19 protein-coding genes are annotated in these 20,027 nt (G+C 42.9%); 9 read left to right on the top strand and 10 right to left on the bottom strand.

Annotated features, from left to right (window positions below; genetic code table 11):
* Positions 1–16 precede the first annotated feature (16 nt).
* On the top strand, positions 17–259 hold the full coding sequence (locus NST09_RS02330; RefSeq protein WP_125590173.1) for a DUF2651 family protein: 243 nt from the start codon (positions 17–19) through the stop codon (positions 257–259).
* 242 nt (positions 260–501) lie between these two features.
* Here NST09_RS02330 and NST09_RS02325 read toward each other — a convergent pair whose 3' ends face one another.
* On the bottom strand, positions 502–894 hold the full coding sequence (locus NST09_RS02325; protein ID WP_007498112.1) for a RidA family protein: 393 nt from the start codon (positions 892–894) through the stop codon (positions 502–504).
* Between the two features lie 343 nt (positions 895–1,237).
* Here NST09_RS02325 and NST09_RS02320 point away from each other — a divergent pair, with 343 nt between their 5' ends.
* The 3 genes from NST09_RS02320 to NST09_RS02310 are packed head-to-tail and all read left to right on the top strand — an operon-like array spanning position 1,238 to position 3,519.
* Entirely contained in the window at positions 1,238–1,702 is a 465-nt protein-coding gene (locus NST09_RS02320; RefSeq protein WP_007498114.1) for an FMN-binding protein, read from the top strand.
* Positions 1,703–1,717: 15 nt separating this feature from the next.
* Positions 1,718–2,695, top strand: coding sequence for an FAD:protein FMN transferase (locus NST09_RS02315; RefSeq protein ID WP_146271712.1), 978 nt, complete (start codon positions 1,718–1,720; stop codon positions 2,693–2,695).
* The gene (locus NST09_RS02310) at positions 2,653–3,519 is read left to right on the top strand and encodes an RnfABCDGE type electron transport complex subunit D (RefSeq protein ID WP_342493309.1); all 867 of its coding nucleotides are present in this window, start codon (positions 2,653–2,655) and stop codon (positions 3,517–3,519) included. The genes NST09_RS02315 and NST09_RS02310 overlap by 43 nt, the downstream gene beginning before the upstream one ends.
* 45 nt (positions 3,520–3,564) lie before the next feature.
* Here the strand turns inward: NST09_RS02310 and NST09_RS02305 are convergent, their stop codons facing one another.
* The 4 genes from NST09_RS02305 to NST09_RS02290 form a co-directional block, all read right to left on the bottom strand.
* Positions 3,565–5,313 (bottom strand): methyl-accepting chemotaxis protein, encoded by a 1,749-nt coding sequence (locus NST09_RS02305; protein ID WP_342493308.1) that lies wholly within the window; start codon positions 5,311–5,313, stop codon positions 3,565–3,567.
* A 298-nt stretch (positions 5,314–5,611) separates the two neighbouring features.
* Positions 5,612–6,733 carry a mannitol-1-phosphate 5-dehydrogenase gene (locus NST09_RS02300; protein ID WP_342493307.1) on the bottom strand — a complete coding sequence of 374 codons (1,122 nt, stop codon included), beginning with the start codon at positions 6,731–6,733 and terminating at the stop codon, positions 5,612–5,614.
* A 1-nt stretch (position 6,734) separates the two neighbouring features.
* Complete coding sequence (locus tag NST09_RS02295) at positions 6,735–7,169, bottom strand: PTS sugar transporter subunit IIA (protein ID WP_019743148.1); 435 nt, start codon at positions 7,167–7,169, stop codon at positions 6,735–6,737.
* 95 nt (positions 7,170–7,264) lie between these two features.
* Positions 7,265–8,707 carry a PTS mannitol transporter subunit IICB gene (locus NST09_RS02290; RefSeq protein WP_326115456.1) on the bottom strand — a complete coding sequence of 481 codons (1,443 nt, stop codon included), beginning with the start codon at positions 8,705–8,707 and terminating at the stop codon, positions 7,265–7,267.
* A 506-nt stretch (positions 8,708–9,213) separates the two neighbouring features.
* Here NST09_RS02290 and NST09_RS02285 point away from each other — a divergent pair.
* From NST09_RS02285 to NST09_RS02275, 3 genes are all read left to right on the top strand, one after another.
* The gene (locus NST09_RS02285; protein ID WP_342493306.1) at positions 9,214–10,848 is read left to right on the top strand and encodes a copper resistance protein CopC; all 1,635 of its coding nucleotides are present in this window, start codon (positions 9,214–9,216) and stop codon (positions 10,846–10,848) included.
* A 16-nt stretch (positions 10,849–10,864) separates the two neighbouring features.
* Positions 10,865–11,479: a DUF1775 domain-containing protein gene (locus tag NST09_RS02280; protein WP_039166206.1), complete on the top strand. Its 615-nt coding sequence runs from the start codon at positions 10,865–10,867 to the stop codon at positions 11,477–11,479.
* A gap of 130 nt (positions 11,480–11,609) precedes the next feature.
* Positions 11,610–12,206, top strand: coding sequence for an NAD(P)H-dependent oxidoreductase (locus tag NST09_RS02275; RefSeq protein ID WP_007498130.1), 597 nt, complete (start codon positions 11,610–11,612; stop codon positions 12,204–12,206).
* A 248-nt stretch (positions 12,207–12,454) separates the two neighbouring features.
* Here the strand turns inward: NST09_RS02275 and NST09_RS02270 are convergent, their stop codons facing one another.
* From NST09_RS02270 to gabT, 3 genes are read right to left on the bottom strand one after another with little or no spacing between them, the layout of a single operon-like run.
* Positions 12,455–13,849, bottom strand: a complete 1,395-nt coding sequence (locus NST09_RS02270; protein WP_007498133.1) for an NAD-dependent succinate-semialdehyde dehydrogenase — start codon at positions 13,847–13,849, stop codon at positions 12,455–12,457.
* The gene (locus tag NST09_RS02265; RefSeq protein ID WP_048002392.1) at positions 13,824–15,212 is read right to left on the bottom strand and encodes an APC family permease; all 1,389 of its coding nucleotides are present in this window, start codon (positions 15,210–15,212) and stop codon (positions 13,824–13,826) included. Before NST09_RS02265 ends, NST09_RS02270 begins: the two co-directional genes overlap by 26 nt.
* A 21-nt stretch (positions 15,213–15,233) precedes the next feature.
* On the bottom strand, positions 15,234–16,550 hold the full coding sequence (gabT, locus tag NST09_RS02260; protein ID WP_046342660.1) for a 4-aminobutyrate--2-oxoglutarate transaminase: 1,317 nt from the start codon (positions 16,548–16,550) through the stop codon (positions 15,234–15,236).
* Positions 16,551–16,658: 108 nt separating this feature from the next.
* Here gabT and NST09_RS02255 point away from each other — a divergent pair, with 108 nt between their 5' ends.
* Positions 16,659–18,083 (top strand): PLP-dependent aminotransferase family protein, encoded by a 1,425-nt coding sequence (locus NST09_RS02255; protein WP_182489490.1) that lies wholly within the window; start codon positions 16,659–16,661, stop codon positions 18,081–18,083.
* A gap of 66 nt (positions 18,084–18,149) precedes the next feature.
* Here NST09_RS02255 and NST09_RS02250 read toward each other — a convergent pair whose 3' ends face one another.
* Positions 18,150–18,881: a LysR family transcriptional regulator gene (locus NST09_RS02250; protein WP_342493305.1), complete on the bottom strand. Its 732-nt coding sequence runs from the start codon at positions 18,879–18,881 to the stop codon at positions 18,150–18,152.
* Between the two features lie 99 nt (positions 18,882–18,980).
* On the opposite strand from NST09_RS02250, the gene NST09_RS02245 reads away from it, so the two are divergent.
* The gene (locus NST09_RS02245) at positions 18,981–19,532 is read left to right on the top strand and encodes a DUF4865 family protein (RefSeq protein WP_342493304.1); all 552 of its coding nucleotides are present in this window, start codon (positions 18,981–18,983) and stop codon (positions 19,530–19,532) included.
* An 81-nt stretch (positions 19,533–19,613) separates the two neighbouring features.
* On the opposite strand, the gene NST09_RS02240 is transcribed toward NST09_RS02245, so the two are convergent.
* Positions 19,614–19,925 carry a metalloregulator ArsR/SmtB family transcription factor gene (locus tag NST09_RS02240; RefSeq protein WP_007498144.1) on the bottom strand — a complete coding sequence of 104 codons (312 nt, stop codon included), beginning with the start codon at positions 19,923–19,925 and terminating at the stop codon, positions 19,614–19,616.
* Positions 19,926–20,027: the final 102 nt, after the last annotated feature.

The raw sequence follows: 20,027 nt of genomic DNA, 5'->3' as shown, positions 1-20,027 counted from the left end.
CAAAGGAGTAATTAGCATGGCTGTTTTTGTCTTATTCGTTGTAGTTGGTTTACCTATGATCTCTGTGCTGATTGGTATTTTCGGCACATTGTTTTTAAAGAACATTTGGTTTCCCACCTTGATTGTGCTGGTAGCGAGTGTGATTCTGATGTTCACCTTTATTGGTGGAAATGAATCTTTTCTCATTTGGGTCATCGTCTACACAGTCTGTGCATTTCTCGGTGCGTTCATTACAAAGCGATTCCAAGTTGTTTCATAAATACTCATCAAAAAAGAACAGTTTGCACTGTTCTTTCAGATTGTTGACAAAGGGCTAAAATGATTCTTTATTTTAGCCCTTTGTCTTCTTTTCAGCGTGATAGAAAACCTTTGCATTCTAGGAAGGACGAGTACTGGAGCGGAGCGAATTTGACATTCGTGAGCACCAGCACGCAGGACTGACAAAGAATGCGAGGGTTTGGCTACACGCTGAAAGAACAGTTTGCACTGTTCTTTTTTTGATTAAATATCGGCACACCATAGCTCTATTTCGATTTTCAGCTCTGGCCACCCTAATGCAGTCACATAGGCAACGGTCATTGATGGATATGCCGTTTTGAAGATTGCATCCCACTGTGGATATAGATGATCCCAATCAATTTCTTCTGTTGCCCAAATATTGACTTTAATGACGTGTTCTTCATTCAATCCTTCTGATGCAAGGATTCTCTTTATATTTTCAAACGTATTGGTGACTTGGTCGTTTAAGCTTGATGGGATCTGTCCATCCGCTCCTGTCCCTACTTGACCTGATGTCACAAATAACCCCGCACCCTTTGGCACCCTTGTGATATGACTGTAGTTGCCAACGGGTTTCGGCATACTTTCTGGGTTTTTTCTCGTGATTTTTTCCATGTAAATCCCTCACTCACTATGATTTTTCTGCGTGTTTTTCCTCCTGTAGACAGACTTCACCAATTTTTGTCTATCCTAAAAGAAAACAGCAGTGGAGTATCCGTAGCCACAAGATAAGAACATCAATATTTTCTTTTTCATGGACGAAACACCCCTTTTTGATTGCGTGAGCAAGGTTTAGATTTATTTCATCCTACCTGATAAATGAACCACAGTCAAAAATAAATGATAACGTGTAACATCTTGATTCTTATTGCCCATTATCTAAAATCGTTCTTTTCTTGTTCATGGTTTGTTCAAATTTCTTCTATATAGTAGATCGTAATAGGAGGTAGGATACATCATGGCAAAAATAAATAAGAAAATGATTAGTCTTTGCACCGCAGCCATCAGCAGCTTATACATCACTGGTTATGCAACTACCCATCACGCTCAAGCCGTTCAAACAGCACAATCAAATACACAAGCAGACGCTTCTTCAAACGATACATCTCTCACATCAGATACTACCGCCACTCAAACAGAAGATACCACTTCAGAAACTGAACTCAAGGATGGTACTTTCTCTGGTACTGGATCAAATGAAATTGGCTCTATCAGTGTATCTGTTACCATCAAACAAGGAAATATCACTTCTGTCGAGATTACGAGTGATAACACTAGATACGGGCAAAGCTCCATTTCATCATTACCTAATGAAGTGGTTATCAGACAAAGTGCTGATGTAGATACGGTGAGCGGTGCAACATTAAGTACTCAGGATTTTGAAACAGCCGTTGCTCAGGCTTTAGAGCAGGCAAAGGCATAGAGAGGAGACACTATGATGAAATGGTTAGGACAACAAAAACTGATAACTTATCAAAAATCCATGCTGGCTATGGGAACTGTTATCAATATTCAAGTGGTTGCCTATGAAGAAGATCGACGAGCTGTTTTAGAAGACATCAATCGCGCTTTTTCCATTTTTTACGATATCGAACATCGGTTTAGCCGTTTCCGCTCTGATTCGGAAGTCATGAAGTTAGCCAATCGCTCCAAGCAAGAGGTATTAGTCAGTGAAATGCTTTTCGATTTAACAGCCTATGCGTTAGAGTTAGCTGAATTAACAAATGGAAAGTATGATCCAACCATCGGGAAAGTCATGGAACAAAAAGGATTCGATCGTTTATATACGACAGGACAAACTTTTTCATCAGATGACGTACCACATACAGCTGTTCATTACCGTGACGTCCAGTTAAACGAGACGAATCGGACGATTTATTTGAACAAACCGCTGATTTTGGATTTTGGTTCTATTGCAAAGGGATTTGCGTGCGATCTTGCCGCAAAAGAGCTTGAAGCATGGGAAGGCTTTATGATGAATGCTGGTGGGGATGTGTTGGTATCTGGATTTAACGAACAACAAGAAGAGTGGACAATTGGGATTCGGCATCCCATTCACAAACAGACCAACATCTCGGTCATTCAAACGACTAATTGTGCGATTTGTACATCTGGAAGCTATGAACGGATCAGCCGTAATGATCCTCATACGCACCATTTGATTCTCCCTCAAACGAAACAGTCTGAACAAAGTTTGTTAAGCTGTACCGTCATTGCACCACTCGGTATGCTCGCAGATAGTCTCTCTACAGCTGCTTTTTTATTAGGTAGAGAAGGAGGTTATTCTTTTTTAGCCGAACATGAAATACCTGCCGTGATGGTGGATCAAGATGCTGATATGACCCTAACACCGGAGATGAAGGAGGTTCCATCATGGAATTACAGCCAGCACCAACAAGAGACCAAACATTTTTGAAATCATCGCCTTCACTAAAAACCTACATTCGGACGCCGAAACGGTATGTCATCGCCATTCTTTTGGTCTTTTTAGCCGCCGGGAGTCTGCACGCTGGTTTTCTTAGTGGTCTCGCTACAGTTGCTACCAGCATCGGGACAGCACTAATTATTGACTCTTTCATCTCAAGAGTGATTTGGAAAAACAATAAACACACATTCCCTGATGGAGCTCTGCTCACAGGGCTGATTATTGGCATTGTTCTCAGTCCAGCCACTTCTTTTGCTGTATCTGCTTTCACAGCCGCAGTAGCCATATTATCTAAGCATGTCATCACTTATCAAAAGAAACCAATTTTGAATCCAGCCGCATTTGGTTTATGGCTCTCAGTCATTTTATTTTCTTCCAATCAAAGCTGGTGGGGCGGTATGTCTCTTCTACCTTGGTGGACTATAATCCTAGTGGTGGTCGGCGGTTATTTGGTGACAAGCCGCGTACAAAAGTTCCCGCAAGTTTTCGCCTTTCTAGCAGCATACGGCCTGATCCACCTCATATTGGGATTCATCGGCCTAACGGATGCTTCATCTGCTTTTATGACGCCCTACTTAAATGCCGTCTTGTTCCTTGCATTCTTTATGTTGACTGATCCACCTACTTCACCAGCAAAGAATCGTGATCAAATCATCTTTGGTATCCTCTGTGCTGTCGTTTCGTGTGTGGACTTCTATTTATTTAATAGCTTATCTTACTTACTCACAGGGCTTTTATGTGCCAATGCTTGGAAAGCCTATCGAACGTACCAAACAAATCAAAAGCGACGGGCAAAAAGGACGAAAGTCGTCTAAATAAAAAAACGGACATCGACTTTTCGACGTCCGTTTGACCATACCTTATAAACGATAACGTGCAATATCTTGATTCAATCGCATGCTTAGCTCATTGAGCCTTTCTGCTGCCTTCGCCACATTGGAGATGGCGGTGACTTGTTCGTCAGTAGATGCAGTGATTTCTTCAATCGCAGCGGCATTTTCTTGAGAAATATGCGCTGCACCATGCATCGCTTTTGTGATGAGGTCGTTTTGTTCCAGTAATGTGTTCAGCTCTTTTGCCATCGCATTCGTTTCAACGATGGTTTGTGAAATCGATGTAGAGATGGAATTGAATTCTTGTTCTGTTGCATGAACCGCTTCATCAAGCTCGGCAAAACGATCCATTGTTTTGGACATCATGCCAGCTGTAGCCGTCGTTTCTTCTTTAATGCCTTGAATCATCTGCTGTATTTGAACAGCTGATTGCTTTGTCTGTTCAGCTAAATTCCGCACTTCACTCGCCACAACCGAGAATCCTTTGCCATGCTCTCCTGCACGAGCTGCTTCAATGCTCGCATTCAGTGCCAGTAAGTTTGTTTCGTTTGAAATGCTTTCAATGGTATCTGTGATTTGAGAAATATCTTGTACTTTTGTACTTAACTGCTCAATCCCTGATCGAATGCCTTGAGATGCCTGAATGGATTGCTCATTTGATTGTTTTAATTGCTGGACAATTTGCTGACCCTGCTCGGAAGATTGGTTCGACTGGTCTGAAATTCGTTTGATCTGGTCGCTTTGTTCTTTGACGTTTTCAATGGATTGATTGAACTGAGTCATTTGTTGATTGGCTATCTCAAGGTCTGATGCTTGATGAAGGGTCCCTGTTGAGATATCTCCAATCGCTCGGCCAATTTCTTCACTGCTGGCGGATGTTTCTTCAGAGATGGCGGATAGATCTGTCGCAGATTCGACGAGCTGGCTGCTCGTTTCCTGCAAACCGCTCACAAGTGTTCTAAGCTCTCCTGACATATGATTAAAGCCTTTTGCCAACTGCCCAATTTCATCCGAGGTTTCTTTTAAGCTGGTGCGTTCAAGATTGCCCGCCGCAATTTCTTTTGAAGCAGCCGTGACTTGCTTGAGCAGTCTCACTTTTCCTCGGGCTGCCAAATAAAAGACACCCATACTTAAAAGAGCGACACCTGCTGTAATGAGAATAATATAGAGCTTCATCTGCTCTAGTTCTTTATAAAATTCATCCTGAAATACAGCGATTCCTATACTCCAATTCCACGGTGTAAACTGGTTCATATAAGCGAGTTTTTGTTTTTCTTCCCCCGTGGCATCGTCTTTATCCATATAGGTGATATAGTGTGCATCCTCGCCTTTTGCTGTGGCGCCAGCGACCATTTTTTGACGATTTGTCGTGTTATCTGGGATGACGCCGATGTCGTTAACCGGATGAACCTGTGATGAATAATCGGCTCCATATGCGACAAGGTAGCCTTTATTTTTATAGATGAAATCTGATTTTTGAAATTGATACCCTTTGCCGTTGTCATTCTTCGGCCCGCTCAAGTATATACGGGCTTGTTCCTGCGCCTGTTCAAGCGTCAGTTCTTTGTTCTCCACACGGTCGTTCAATTGTTCAAGAGTAGCCATCGCCCCATTTACGATGTGTTTTAAATCTTCTTTCCCCGCATCAATTAAGACATTTTTCGCTAAAAAATACCCCGTTGTTCCTACAAGTCCGCCTGTTAGAATTGTAATAACGATAATGGCTGACATCAATTGAAAAAAGACACTCCTTGAAGCAAACGCTTTCTTTTTCATGTTCTAATTCCCCCTTACTACATATATCGTCATGCAGGGGAAAGTATTAAAAAAGTCATAGAAAAAATCCCTTTCACGTTAGAGAAAGGGATCTCAGATTGTTGACAAAGGGCTAAAATTGATTTTAGCCCTTTGTCTTCATTTCAGCGTGATAGAAAACCTTTGCAGTCTAGGAAGGACGAGTATCGGAGCGGAGCGAATGAGAGATTCGTGAGCACCGACACACAGGACTGACACCGAATGCGGGGGTTTGTCTATACGCTGAAAATCCCTTTCACGTTAGAAAGGGATTTTTTGATTATCGCTCGGTTTCTTTGAGGATAGCTTGATAGAGATCGTCTTCAGGTTTGAGTCCACATACCTCTTGAAGCACACCTTCAATGCCTTTTTCTTTCCTTAATGCCTGCAAGCGGACCGCTTCTTCGTCTTCTGCAAAGTCGTAAGCCAAGGCAGCAGCGATCCCTTTGATTAAGTACACTGGCTGCTTGATCTTTTTCGCTGGACCGATTAAACGGTCATCTGCTCCCAGCTTTCTAAGAGGAGAGCGTGCGACACGAGTCACTTCATCGGAGATAAAAGCATTCTCAAATCGCTTGATAATTTTTTGAATGTACGCATCATGTTCTTCTTTTCGGAAGCCATATGCGTCAATTAAATAACTGCCCGTTTCATGAAGGGCACCTTCGACAACTTGACGAATGTCTGGTGTATCAACAGCTTCTTTAATGGTTTTTACGCCTTGCTGATACCCGACATAAGCCGCTAGTGCATGTCCTGTATTGACGGTGAAAAGCTTCCGTTCAATATACGGCGTCAAATCTCGGACAAAGGTCGCTCCGTCAATTTGCGGAACATCTCCAATAAAGCCCGTCTCATCAATGACCCACTCGAAAAATGGTTCAACCGACACTTTGAGAATGTCCTCATGGTGCTGAATCGGAACAATGCGGTCAACCGCAGCGTTTGGAAAGCCAACGGTTTGTGATATCACTGCTTGCTCATCTGCTGTTAAATGAGAGAACACCGCTTCTTTTAAATGAGCACTTCCCCCAATCATATTTTCACATGCCACGATGTTGATGATATGGTCTGGCTTTTTTCGTTTTAATCCTTCAGCAATCGATGAGGCAATGATCTTCAATACGGCTGGTCCAACAGCTGTTGTAATCAAATTGGCTGTGGCAATCGCCTCTGTTAATGCTGCTGGATTTTGCGAAGAATTGATCGCTGATACGGGCCCGACTACTTCTTGCTTCTGCCCTGGTGCTGCGAGTTCAACCGTGTATTCTCCTCTTTCATTCAGCTCATTGATGACCGCTTCATTCACATCGGTAAAGACAAGTTCAAAGCCTGATGCCTTTAACAAAGATCCGATAAACCCTCTGCCAATATTCCCTGCTCCAAAATGAAGTGCCTTCATGTTAGTTCACCTCGTTAAAGATGGCGATCAGTTCATCCTGATCCTTTGCATGAATGATACGTTCTACATTTTCTTCTTCTGAACAGACAATCGCAATTTGAGACAGAATGTCAAGATGCTCGTTGTTTTTCCCAGCGATCCCAAAGACGACTTTCGCCACATTTCCTTCACCATATTCAACACCATCTGGAATTTGGATAATCGAAATCCCTGAATGAAGGACAGCCGCTTTCGCATCCTCTGTTCCATGAGGGATTGCAATGCCGTTCCCCATAAATGTAGAAGAGATCTCTTCTCTTTCAAACATTTTGTCGACATAATCACTTGTGACGTAGCCGTTTGCTACGAGGACTTCGCCTGCTTTTTTGATGGCTTCTTCTTTAGAACCTGCTTGTTCGTTTAGAAAAATATTGTCTTTAGAAAGTACTTGTTTCATACATGATCACACACCTTTTTTAGAATAAAAATCAGGAAAACAACCAAAACGGGGAGTTCAATTAGGAAAAATTGGACTCAACCCGTTTCGTCATGTTATTTTTTCAATTTCTCAATTAGCTCATCATATTTCGGGCTGTTTAAGAAATTATCCACTGAGATATGCACAGCGCCTGGCAGCTTTGCCTTGGCTCTGTCTGTTAAATCTTTATGAGTAAAGACCACATCCGCATCATCTGGGATGTTGCTGATCGATGTGTTTGTCACATCGATATCAAGCTCTGCCTTTTTCACTTTGTTTTTCAGAATGGACGCACCCATTGCACTTGAACCCATTCCTGCATCGCAGGCAAAGATGATTTTATTCACGTCATCTGGATTGACGTCACTTGGAGATGCTGCTTGCTCGTTTGCTTGAGCGTCTTCTTTTTGTGCTGTAAGAGCAGCGGCGGCTGCACTTTTCTTGCCTTTCATGTCCTGCATCTTTTCTGTTGCTGCTGTTAAATCTTCGTCAACTTCTTTAGATGCTTTCAAAATGACCGATGCGACAAGGAACGATACGATAGCTGCTACGACAACCCCTGCTAAAACGGCAAGGTGACCGCCTTTTGGAGACATCAGCATAAGCGCAATAATACTTCCTGGTGACGGCACAGCTTTTAATCCTGCATTTAATAATGTGAACGTCAGGACACCACTTGCTCCCCCTGCAATGACAGCCAAAATAAGTTTTGGTTTCATTAAGATGTACGGGAAGTAAATTTCATGGATTCCTCCTAAGAACTGAATGACAATGGCACCTGGTGCAGACTGTTTCGCATTTCCTCTTCCAAAGAACATATACGCAAGAAGAACACCTAAGCCTGGCCCTGGGTTTGTTTCAAGCAAGAACAGAACAGATTGCCCTGTCTTCGCTGCTTGCTCGACCCCTAACGGACCTAAAATACCTTGGTTAATCGCGTTGTTTAAGAATAATACTTTTGCAGGTTCAATGAAGATACTTGCCAGCGGTAGTAAATGAGCATTGACAATGATATCTACACCTGCCGCAAGGGCTTTATTCAGACCTAGTACCACTGGGCCGATAGCATAGAATGCAATGGCAACAAGAATGGCACCGAGGATACCTGCCGTAAAGTTATTCACAAGCATTTCAAAGCCAGATTTGATTCGGTCTTTGAACAGCTGGTCGATTTTCTTAATAAGATAACCGCCAAGCGGTCCCATGATCATGGCACCTAAAAACATTGGAATGTCTGAGCCAACAATGACGCCAATCGTAGCCGTAGCACCGAGCACTCCGCCTCGATGGTCATAGACGAGTTTACCGCCTGTGTAACCAATTAAGAGCGGTAGTAAGTAGTTAATCATCGGTCCAACGAGTGTAGCTAATTGTTCATTCGGAAGATAACCACTTGGAATGAACAAAGCTGTAATGAGTCCCCATGCAATAAATGCACCAATATTCGGCATAATCATGCCGCTTAAATAGCTTCCAAAGCGCTGTACTTTCACGCGGAATCCGCTTTTTTCCTTCATCTGTGAAAACCCCTTTCTTCTCTCCCTTTATTTCGGGCTTTATAGGTCAAAAGATATAAGAACGAGAGTCAGTGAAGCCCTTATACCTATCGTAAAACGCTTTCACTTTCCCTTCAATTGAAACTAAATGTCACTTTGTCACTTAGTGTGTGACAAAATTGAAAAATAATGTGACACCTCTCGGCATACCATAGATGATAGCGGGGTAAAAGTTGAATCTACTGTTGTTTTGGCGCAAAATTCATTGGAATTTCACAACTTTCAAATGGTCACTTCTTGTTTCCTCTACTTAAATCGAATAGGCTTATATTGATCAAACATTCAAGAAACGTCTGCGCAGACAAGACATGACACAGAAAAAGTGAACCATCTTGCTATTTGTTTCGTTTACCTTTTAGAGTGGGCGGTACAATAGAAAGAGCGGTTTTTTCTGTGACTCACAGTTTACTGCCGCTTTCTTTCTGATACATGAGACATTTTCATAGGTAGAAAGGCGGTTATTCACATTGTTGAAATATAGTAAGTGGCTTCTGCTGCTTCTCTTCATGTTCTCATTTTTCATTCCAAAAGAAGCATTTGCTCATGCATATGTGGTGAGCTCAAATCCAGTAGCAAATGAAGAGCTGGATCAGCAGCCTCCTGCAGTCTCAATCACCTTTAGTGAAGGAATCGAAAGCGGATTTCATGCCATTAAGGTGTTTAATGCAAAAGGGGATCGTGTGGATCAAGGAGATACGGTCATCAAAGAGCAAAAGATCATGGAAGCAGCTTTAAAAAAAAATTTACCAAAAGGCATTTACACCATTCAGTGGAATGCGGTATCAGCCGATGGGCACTCTGTGTCTGGCATGATTCCGTTTAGTATCGGAAAAGCGGATGGAGGATTTGATCAATTAGATCAAGGACAATCAAGTGAATCCATCGATATGGCTTCAACCATTGACAAAGCCTTTCTGTATACGTCATTCAGCTTATTTCTTGGAACCATTTTATTTGGGCTTCTATGGTTTAAAGCGCCCATAACCGACGTTTTAGCCCGGCGAATGAAGCGACTTTTGACTGTTTCACTGATCATGATGGGCGGAGCACTCTTGTTCCAGCTGCCGATTCAAACTAAATCAGCGGCAGACGTGTCCTTTTTAGGGGCATTTCAACCATCGCTTTTACAAGAAACCATTGTGTCGACTTCGGGTGGGAGTCTGTGGATGCTGCTAATGGCGTCATTTGTTCTACTGACGATCTGGACGATTGTGGCGATGAAAAAAGGAAACTTCACTTCCTTCCGGGTATGGCTGTTTCCACTGCTCATTTTCATCGTACTCCTTTGGCTGAAAGCACAAATCGGTCATCCAGCCGCTACAGATAATAAAATACTGACAACGTCACTCGATTTCATTCATCTCGTTTCTGCATCTATTTGGGTCGGCGGCTTAACAGCCATTGTCCTTCTTTTGATGAAGAAACTGCCGAATGAAGATCAGCCGCTCATACGCAGCACCCTGACAGCCTTTCATCCGTGGGCACTGCTCTCAGTTGGACTAATTGTGTTCTCTGGGTTTGTGAATGCGATTTTTATTCTGCAATCATTTGATGCCCTTTTCCAATCAGCTTATGGACGCACCTTCTTAATCAAACTTGGTTTATTTATCATCATGGGTCTACTTGGGCTTATCCATTATTTGATGCTGAGATGGGAAAAGAAGCAGAAACGAAACGTATCTTTACGAGCAGAGTGGATCATTGGGATCGCTATTTTACTATTAACAGCCGTATTTACCAATATCCCAAGTCCTCCGCCGCCTGCACCAGAGCCATTCTTTGGAGCCAATCAGGTGGAGCATCGTGACCTTGTGTCTTTGAGCATTACCCCGAATGCTCCTGGTAAAAACACGTTCGAGGTGGCATTTACGAAGAAGGATGGACAAACGATCACAGACATTCAATCAGTGACAGCTAAGATCCACAAAGTCTCCTTGTTCGGTGATGAAACGCCAAACGAATTTCAGCTGAAACGATTAAAGAATGGTCACTTCTCGGCTGAAAACCTCTTACTAAATGAAAAAGGCACTTGGAAAATTGAGATTCATGTATTAACTGGTTCTTTTGACAACATCGATACGACATTCATTAGAAGAAACTAAAAGGAGTTTATATCATATGAAAAAATACGTTAAAGCTTTATTACCAATGCTTCTCGCTTCATTTTTACTGGCGATTCCTGTAAGTGCACACGTGACAGTCAAACCTGATACATCCGCAACGAATGCTTGGGAAACCTATACGTTAAAAGTACCTTCTGAAAGCGACAGTCCGACAACAAAGGTTGTCATCACGATGCCTAAAGGCGTAGAATTCCAGCAATACGAGCCAGTGCCTGGCTGGAAAACAACAACTGAAGAGAAAAACGGAAAAGTCACAAGAGTCACTTGGGAAGCAACTGGCGATGGTGTCCTTGCTGGCCAGTTCCAGCAATTCGTGTTTGTCGCAAAAAACCCTGAAAAAGCCGGCGAAGCGGCATGGGATGCGTATCAATATTACAAGGATGGAACAGTAGTTGAATGGACTGGCGACAAGGACGCTGATAAGCCTCATTCGATCACAAATATTGTTGCGTCTAATACCGTAACGGATTCACATGGTCAAGAAAAACCAAAAGAAGAAAAGGCATCTGAAACAGCCTCTGCTTCTTCTTCACCACTTGTTCTTGGTCTGTCCATTGCAGCCTTAGTTGTGGCATTAATTGCACTTGGACTTGCTTTTAGAAAGAAATAAGCCTTACATGAGCGATCGTTTTTTCAAGCGGTCGCTTTTTATTTTCCCAACCTATCATTTCCAATATAGGATTGAATAGGATACTCGTGCATGCCATAATGAGACACATGACCACCTAGGAGGCTATGAGATGAACCATCTAATCATATTTGCTCATCCCCAGCAAAGCTTAAATCAAACCCTATTAGATCTTGTTGTAAGCACTCTTTTGAACAATGGTCATGATGTGACGGTTCGTGATGTGTATAGCATTGGCTTTCCGCCAGAGCTGACAACAGCAGAAAAGGTTGCCATGAGAAACGGACATGTGCCGGTACCGGTTCAAAGAGAGCAGAAGCTGATTCAACAAGCTGATGTCCTCACGTTTATCTTTCCAATATGGTGGACAGGCTTGCCGGCGATGCTAAAGGGTTATGTGGAGCGCGTTTTTTCAGAGGGGTTTGCGTATGAGATCAATGAAAACGGAGTGGTGAAAAATCTGCTTCGAGACAAAAAAGGGGTCATTATTAATACGCATGATGCACCGAGGACCTTTCTTGATTCAAATATGATCATCACCCCCAGCCATCACATGACGACAGATACAGCCGCCTTCGATCTGATCGGCGTTCAGCCAGTCGAACGGCTCTTATTCAGCAGCATGGAACAAGCATCTGCAGACGACATCCACGAGATTCTCAAAGAAACAAAAGAAACGGTGGATCAACTTTTCCCACCGGCTGTTTAACATAAAAAAACTGCCGAGGCTTCTCGGACAGTCACAGATTGTTGACAAAGGGCTAAAATGAACTTGATTTTAGCCCTTTGTCTTCCTTTTCAGCGTGATAGAAAACCTTTGCAGCCCTAGGAAGGACGAGTACTGGAGCGGAGCGAATTTGACATTCGTGAGCACCAGCACGCAGGACTGACAAAGAATGCGAGGGTTTGCCTACACGCTGAGACTGCCGAGACTTCTCGGACAGTCTTTTTCACATGTTATTCGTCTAAACCAATTGACACATACTTCGTTTCTAAATAAGGCTCGATGCCTTCGATGCCGCCTTCACGACCAATACCGCTCTCTTTCATACCGCCGAAAGGTGCCTGCACAGCGGATGGTCCCCCGTCATTCCAGCCAATAATCCCGTAATCTAGATTCTCAGATATATAGAGACCATTGCGGTAATTCTCTGTAAAGAAATAAGCCGCAAGTCCAAAAGGTGTATCATTTGCTAATTCAATGGCTTCATCTAATGTGCTAAATGTCGTAATGGGTGCAACTGGACCAAACGTCTCTTCATGCATAATGTTCATTGAAGGGTCGACATGAGTTAGCACCGTCGGCTGAACAAAATAATACGACTTCTCATCGTCAAAATGTGTATCGCCGCCGACAAGAACTTTCGCCCCTTTATCCACGGCATCTTGAATTTGGTCGACAATTTTATCGAAGCCTCGCTTATTGATAATCGGTCCGATGGACGTGCCTTCCTCAAACCCATTTCCTACTTTCAGCTTTTCCACTTCTTTGCTGAAGCTTTGCGCAAATGCTTCATGAATTTCTTCATGGACGATTAAGCGATTGGCACAAACACACGTCTGGCCTGCATTACGGAATTTAGATGCCACTGCTTGTTTCACAGCCAATTCAAGGTTGGCGTCCTTATCTACGATCAGCGGGGCATGACCGCCAAGTTCCATAGAAACGTGTTTCACTGTGCTCGCACTGTTTTTGATGAGATGTTTTCCAACTGGTGTAGAGCCAGTAAATGTGATCTTGCGGATCAATGGACTATCTGTGAAGATTTCCCCCACTTCTTTTCCATCTCCAATCACCCATTGCAAGGCATCCTCTGGAATTCCGGCTTCATGGCCTAATTTCACAAGCTCAATGGCCGTAAGCGGCGTGTCTTCAGCAGGTTTCACGATAAACGTACAGCCCGCCGCAAGCGCTGGTGCAGCCTTCCTTGTAATCATCGCCGCAGGGAAATTCCATGGTGTAATCGCCGCAACAGGACCGACTGGCTGTTTTGTGACAAATAGGCGTTTGTTTGTCGTATGAGATGGGATCGTTCTACCGTAAATCCGCTTTGCTTCCTCTGCGTACCACTCAATATATCCAGCGGCATAGACGATTTCCCCTAATGCTTCTTGATACGGCTTCCCGTTTTCTTCTGTGATGATTTTTGCAAGTCTTTCTTTATGCTCGATCATGAGATCAAACCATTTGCGAATGATATTTGCACGTTCATGGGCCGACGTTTTTGCCCATGTTTTGAATGCTTTGTGTGAGCGAGTGATCGCATCTTCAATCTGTTCTTTTGTATGCTGAGCAACTGAGGCAATTTCTTCTCCGGTTGCAGGATTATACACTTTGAGTTCGTTTGTCATGCTCTACCTTCTCCTTCGTTCTTGGATTCATTACATATAGTATATACCCAATGAGTGCCCAACCTAAAAGCAAAATCCATTCAGCTGGCCATGATAAGGAAGCCGGCATCCCAGGAAAATAAAATGATAGAAAAAGGAGACTGAGTCCAATGGCAAAAACGCCGGTCGTCCGCCAATATTTAATGCGGTATGGACGCTCAAGCTCAGGTTCTGTCTTGCGAAGTTTCATAAAGGCAATGGACACAATCAAATACCCAACGATGATGCCCACACCGCCTGCATTGACAATCCACACGAGGGCAGGTCGGCCTAGTAATGGTGCAAAAAAGGCCAATGCACCTAAGAACAAAATGGCATTTGTCGGTGTTTTATACTTCGGATGAATATACGCAAACCATTTGGAAATCATGCCTCTTTCCGCCATTGCGTAGAGGATACGGCTTGCACCAATGATAAAAGCATTCCAGCTCGTCACAATGCCTGCTACACCACCAATGACAAGCACAGTTCCAAACGCCTGATGACCAAGAAGCTGTACCATAGCATCTGCTGTTGCCAGTGATGAAGCCTCAAGCTGACCTTTGGACAATCCTGCCGCTACTCCAAAGACAATGAGCAGATAAAATACAACCGCACTCACAATGGAGATAATCAAAATTCTCCCGATGATCTTCTTCGGTGCGTTAATCTCCGCCGCTACCTGCGGGATGACATCAAACCCAACGAATAAAAAGGGAATCATCACTAACACAGCCATCAGACCGCCAACCCCGCCTTGAAACATCGGCTCAAGGTTTGCAAAATCTCCATTAAATGTAGCTCCGCCTAATAGAAGAAAACCTGTCAGGATAATGGCCACTGTGAACACCGATTGAAAAATAGCAGCAGGCTTTGCGCCAATGTAGTTCAGAGCTGTTAAAAACAACGCACCGCCAGATCCAATCAATACCCATGTAAAGTAAACATCCCATCCTCCTATATTCCATAGGAAACCAACATGCTGTGTTGGAATGACATAGTCAATGACTGTCGGAAGTGCGACAGCTTCAAACGTAATCACGGACACATAACCGAACAATACGCCCCATGCGGAGACAAACGCTGATTTGATCCCAAATGCCCGCTGGACAAAGACGAGTCCTCCGCCTGTTTCTGGAATCGCAGAGGAAAGCTCTGCATACGTTAGTCCAATAAAGATGACGAGAACGCCCCCTATGACAAAGGCAATCACACTTCCTAAAAATCCAGCTGTTAAAATCCAATCTCCCGAAAGTACAACCCAGCCCCAGCCAAGCATTGCACCAATGGATAAAAACAGTACGTCTGACTGCGACATGGTTTTAGCCATTTGTTGTTTTTGCATACAACCATCCCCCTTTGTTGTTTAGCGTGCTGTGAAGGCGTCTTCGATAATCCCTAGTCCTTCTTGCAGCAGCTCATCTGTGATGACAAGTGGTGTTAAAAAGCGAATAATATTCCCATTGATCCCTGCCGTTAATAAGAGTAGTCCGTGCTTGTTTGCATAGGCTGCAATCGCTGCGGCTGTCTTCTTATCTGGTGTACGCGTTTTTTGATCTTCCACAATTTCAATGGCCGCCATTGCCCCTAATCGCCGGACTTCCCCGATGAATGAGTACTTACTTCTCCACTCATTCGCTTTGTCCTCAATGACTTGTCCAATGTGTTCAGATCGTTCATTCAGTTGTTCTGTTTCAATAATATCAAGTACAGCCAAAGCTGCCACACAGCCTAATGGACTGCCAGCATACGTTCCTCCTAGCTCCCCTGGGTCCGCTGCATCAAGTAATTCTTTTCTGCCAACAACACCGCTCAGCGGCAGGCCAGCTGCAAGTGATTTTGACACAGTGATTAAGTCTGGTACCACATCGTAGTGTTCAATCGCAAAGTATTTCCCTGTTCTTGCGAATCCTGTTTGGATCTCATCTGCCACGAATACGATTCCATGTTGCTGACAGAATGAAGCGACATGCTGGACAAAACGCTTCGATGGTACAATGAATCCGCCCTCCCCTTGAACTGGCTCCATCACCACACAAGCGACCGTTTCTGGTGCAACGGTTGCGACAAAGAATTGATTGAACTGATCAATGATGTATTCGTCGTAGGCTGCATCGCTTAATCCTTCAGGTTTTTGATAGTAATAAGGATACGGCGCTTGATACACTTCTGACGCAAATGGTCCGAATCCAAATTTATAAGGCTTGACCTTGCTTGTCATGCTCATCGTCATATTCGTTCTTCCGTGGAAGCCTCTTGTAAATGAGACAACCGCTTGTCTTTTCGTATATTTACGGGCAATTTTCACTGCGTTTTCAACTGCTTCTGCACCTGAATTTAAGAAAATGGCTTTTTTGTCGTGGTCGCCTGGTGTGAGGTGGCATAACTTTTCTGCCAATTCGATATAGGATTCGTACATCATGACATTAAATCCTGGGTGAATCAGGCTTTCTGCCTGTGCTTTGACTGCTTCCACAACCTTTGGATGGGAGTGTCCTACATTTAATGTACCGATGGCGCCTGCAAAATCGATAAAACGATTGCCATCAATATCGAAAAGCTCGGCTCCCTTCCCTTTCGCTGCAAGATGACGGTTGCCATTACTTACGCCTCTTGCGACGTATTGATCTCTTTTCCCCTGCCATTCCTCTGTTGAAAAACGGTTTGTTGTCGTTTGACTCATTGTCATCCATCCCCTTTATGTCTTTTTTATTATTCTGAATATTTTTTGGTATGATAGAAAGTACCAATATCATTTTTTTCATGGTACCAGAGAGGATGGAATGACGAGATGCTGACAATTCAACTAGATCAAACAGGGGAAAACGGATTTATTTATCATCAAATTTATACAAAAATTAAAGAGGAAATTTTAAACCGTAACCTGCAGCCGCACGATCAATTACCGTCTAAACGAGAGTTAGCAGATACTTTAAACGTCAGCGTCAATTCAGTGAATGGCGCCTATCAGCAGCTGCTTGCCGAGGGATATTTATATTCAGTTGAACGGAAAGGCTTTTTTGTGGAATCACTGGAAACATTTCATGAATCAGGTCAACTGAAACCCTCTTCCCTTCCAGCTGATTTAAAGGAAAATCCGATTGAGCGAGATGACTGGTATTCCTTTTCTCATATTTCTGTTGATACAGCCAATTTTCCTTTTAAAAGCTGGCTGAAAAGTGAGCAAAAAGCGATTCATCTCCACCAAGAAGCCTTTGGTGAGCTGCCGCACCCACAAGGCGTCTATGAGCTACGGGAAACAATTGCCCGGCTGATTGGACTTGCACGAGGGGTCAAATGCTACCCTGAACAGCTCATTTTAAGTGCAGGTACACAGTCGCTCATTCATTCGTTATCTAGCATCCTTCCAGCTGATCAAATATATGGATTAGAAAACCCCGGCTATCGCAGACTGTATCAAATGCTGAAAAACAATCATCACCGGATTGAAACGATTGGCATTGATCAAAAAGGGGTGCGGATGAGCGATATCCAGAAGAAAGAGCCAAATGTGTTGATCATTACGCCTTCTCATCAGTTCCCAACAGGGGTGATCATGCCGATTTCTAGGCGGATACAGCTATTAAACTGGGCAGCTGATCAGCCAGACCGCTATATCATTGAGGACGATTATGACAGTGAATTTAAGTACGGCACAGACAGCATACCGGCGCTACAAAGCCTTGATCGCTATGACAAAGTCATTTATATGGGGACCTTTTCGAAATCTTTGCTGCCCGGCTTGAGGATCAGCTACATGGTGCTGCCGCAGCATTTATTAAGACGCTATAAAGAAGAACAGCACTTTTTTATTCAAACGGCCAATCTTTTTACACAATACACCCTTCTTTATTTTATAAAAGATGGCGCCTATCAGCGGCATATTAAAAGAATGAATGGGCTATATGAGGAAAAACGAAAACAGCTCATTGGGGAGCTTGACACTGTCTTTCGTGACAACGTACGAATTATCGGGGAAAATGCAGGGCTGCATTTTATCGCAGAATTCCGCTCAGATCGGACGCAGCATGAGATTTTACAACGTGCCAAAGACCGAAAGCTGAAAATGTACGGGATGGACCGTTTTACCCTTGATGAGCATGTGCCTGGTCACAAAGAAGGCTTTGTCCCACTCGTCCTCGGTTTCTCTCATATGCGGCCAGAGGATATTAAGCCAGCGGTGAGACGCCTGTATGACTCGATTTATGGGAAATGAAACAGCTCATGTAGATGAATCGTGGCGCTCCTTTGACGGGACTAAACCGACAGAGGAGTGTTACGATCACATTCTTTCATAAACGTAATAGTTGATGTGAATATTTTTTTCTAGCAATTTCACGAGTGTTTGAAGGCTTTTTAAGTTTGTTGGCAGTAACGCAATACCATCTCCCTGTTCAACGATTTTGATCATTCCTTCAAACGAATCTAACTCAAATAGGGTTCGATCACCCAGCATACGTCTGGCCTCATGTCTTAATGGGCAAAGCTGATCACGATTCACGACCAATGAAACATCATCATCGTATATCTCTTTGGATTTTCCATATACGTTCAATGCCAAGCTCTTTACCTCTTTTAATTGATATTCCGCTTTTTCCATTTGATTAAAAGAAATAATTTGATCATACACATCCTCTGTTAACTTTTTGTTGATCGTACTTGATGAAGCAATGATAAAATCAGTGGCTTGAATATCCTCTAAAACATGCTGCTCATATAAAACGTTAAATAGAAGTTCAGAGCATAAAACGTTCTTTTTCTGTGAAGTCAATTTTTGTTGAATGGACTTCGTTTCTTTTACGATTTTTTGAGCGTATTGATAAAATAAATCCCCCTGTCCTGTTGAACTGATTCCATGATGATGCCGGATAAAAAATGTTGCATCATATAAAGTTTCAAGCGCTTTGATTCTTTGAGAAATATTGGATTGCGCATACCCTAAAGCTTTAGCCGCTTGATTAATCGATTCTTTTTGATACACCTCTATAAAAATAATCAAATCATTTATATTCATCATGATCACCTATCACTTTTTGTGATAACAATAACACAAATATGTATTATTCAACTGGTTTGAAGTCGATTATGATGGCTATTGAAAGGGAGTGTTTCTATGCATGCCATGCAATATCATGTGGATCTGCCTGCGGATTATGATATGAATATCATTAGAAAAAGAGTACGAAACAATGGATGGAAAACAGATGGATATCAGGATTTATTATTTAAAGCTTATTTGATCACTGAAAAAGACAAACATAGGAGTTTACACAATGGCTATTGCCCATTGTATATTTGGAAACAATCTGAGGGCATGACGGATTTTGTGTTTAAGGGGTCATTTGATCATATTTTACGTTCTTTTGGCTGGAAACAAATCAATATTGGCATCACATATTCCGTTCATTTAACAGATGATTTTCATCGTAGCACATTCGTTCTTGAAGAGTATGTGACGATTCATCCTACTGATTGCCTTGAAAATCTAGATATCGCCCATCTCTTTTCCCATTTTAACGACAATAAGGGTGAAGTCATCGTATATAACCCCGATAAATGGAAATGCGTCAAATATTCTTTTCTGGACTCATTACCAGAGAATATAGAGCAGCAGATTCACATTTATGACATTGTCCATCTGTCTATGGATCATTCAATGGCCTAATTCCGTTTTACACGAGACGCATCACAAATCCCCAAGGTTACAATGCCTTGGGGATTTGTCATTTGTTGATGCAAGATTCTCTTACCACCGCTCCTTGTCTACAGCTAAAACGGATGACAAGAGGCCTGGAAAAGCGGTATCAATGTCGTCCTTTCTGAGAGAGTAGTAACGGTGCTTCCCGTCAATTCTCACTTTCACGATGCCTGCCTCTCTTAGTACTTTAAAGTGATGCGACAGCGTGGACTTGGCAATGTTCATATGATACGTACCGCATGTTCTCTCACCCGCTTCTGCTAAGCAGCGGACAATCTCCAGCCGAACAGGGTCAGCCAATGCTTGCAGCACAGAAATGAGTCTCATGTTTTCTTGGGTTGGATGATTTGGATTATTCATACGATAAATGTATCGTATTTTGTTCTAACATACAATCTCGTTACTCGCCTATGACATTGTAACGCGACAACCTATGGAAACGACTATGACTCATAGACACTA

The organism is Bacillus sp. FSL W7-1346, from assembly GCF_038593335.1.
Taxonomy (GTDB): domain Bacteria; phylum Bacillota; class Bacilli; order Bacillales; family Bacillaceae; genus Bacillus; species Bacillus altitudinis.
This window is presented reverse-complemented; position numbering and strand designations above follow the sequence as displayed.

Excerpts from the sequence above, each read along its gene's own strand:
- NST09_RS02290 (WP_326115456.1), bottom strand. The coding sequence starts at position 8,707 with ATGAAGGAAAAAAGCGGATTCCGCGTGAAAGTACAGCGCTTTGGAAGC.
- NST09_RS02240 (WP_007498144.1), bottom strand. The coding sequence starts at position 19,925 with ATGAATAATCCAAATCATCCAACCCAAGAAAACATGAGACTCATTTCT.
- NST09_RS02265 (WP_048002392.1), bottom strand. The coding sequence starts at position 15,212 with ATGCAAAAACAACAAATGGCTAAAACCATGTCGCAGTCAGACGTACTG.
- NST09_RS02250 (WP_342493305.1), bottom strand. The coding sequence starts at position 18,881 with ATGAATATAAATGATTTGATTATTTTTATAGAGGTGTATCAAAAAGAA.
- NST09_RS02305 (WP_342493308.1), bottom strand. The coding sequence starts at position 5,313 with ATGAAAAAGAAAGCGTTTGCTTCAAGGAGTGTCTTTTTTCAATTGATG.
- NST09_RS02255 (WP_182489490.1), top strand. The coding sequence starts at position 16,659 with ATGCTGACAATTCAACTAGATCAAACAGGGGAAAACGGATTTATTTAT.
- NST09_RS02280 (WP_039166206.1), top strand. The coding sequence starts at position 10,865 with ATGAAAAAATACGTTAAAGCTTTATTACCAATGCTTCTCGCTTCATTT.
- NST09_RS02300 (WP_342493307.1), bottom strand. The coding sequence starts at position 6,733 with ATGAAGGCACTTCATTTTGGAGCAGGGAATATTGGCAGAGGGTTTATC.
- NST09_RS02320 (WP_007498114.1), top strand. The coding sequence starts at position 1,238 with ATGGCAAAAATAAATAAGAAAATGATTAGTCTTTGCACCGCAGCCATC.
- NST09_RS02295 (WP_019743148.1), bottom strand. The coding sequence starts at position 7,169 with ATGAAACAAGTACTTTCTAAAGACAATATTTTTCTAAACGAACAAGCA.
- NST09_RS02275 (WP_007498130.1), top strand. The coding sequence starts at position 11,610 with ATGAACCATCTAATCATATTTGCTCATCCCCAGCAAAGCTTAAATCAA.
- NST09_RS02325 (WP_007498112.1), bottom strand. The coding sequence starts at position 894 with ATGGAAAAAATCACGAGAAAAAACCCAGAAAGTATGCCGAAACCCGTT.
- NST09_RS02270 (WP_007498133.1), bottom strand. The coding sequence starts at position 13,849 with ATGACAAACGAACTCAAAGTGTATAATCCTGCAACCGGAGAAGAAATT.
- NST09_RS02315 (WP_146271712.1), top strand. The coding sequence starts at position 1,718 with ATGAAATGGTTAGGACAACAAAAACTGATAACTTATCAAAAATCCATG.
- NST09_RS02310 (WP_342493309.1), top strand. The coding sequence starts at position 2,653 with ATGGAATTACAGCCAGCACCAACAAGAGACCAAACATTTTTGAAATCA.
- NST09_RS02245 (WP_342493304.1), top strand. The coding sequence starts at position 18,981 with ATGCATGCCATGCAATATCATGTGGATCTGCCTGCGGATTATGATATG.
- NST09_RS02330 (WP_125590173.1), top strand. The coding sequence starts at position 17 with ATGGCTGTTTTTGTCTTATTCGTTGTAGTTGGTTTACCTATGATCTCT.
- gabT (WP_046342660.1), bottom strand. The coding sequence starts at position 16,550 with ATGAGTCAAACGACAACAAACCGTTTTTCAACAGAGGAATGGCAGGGG.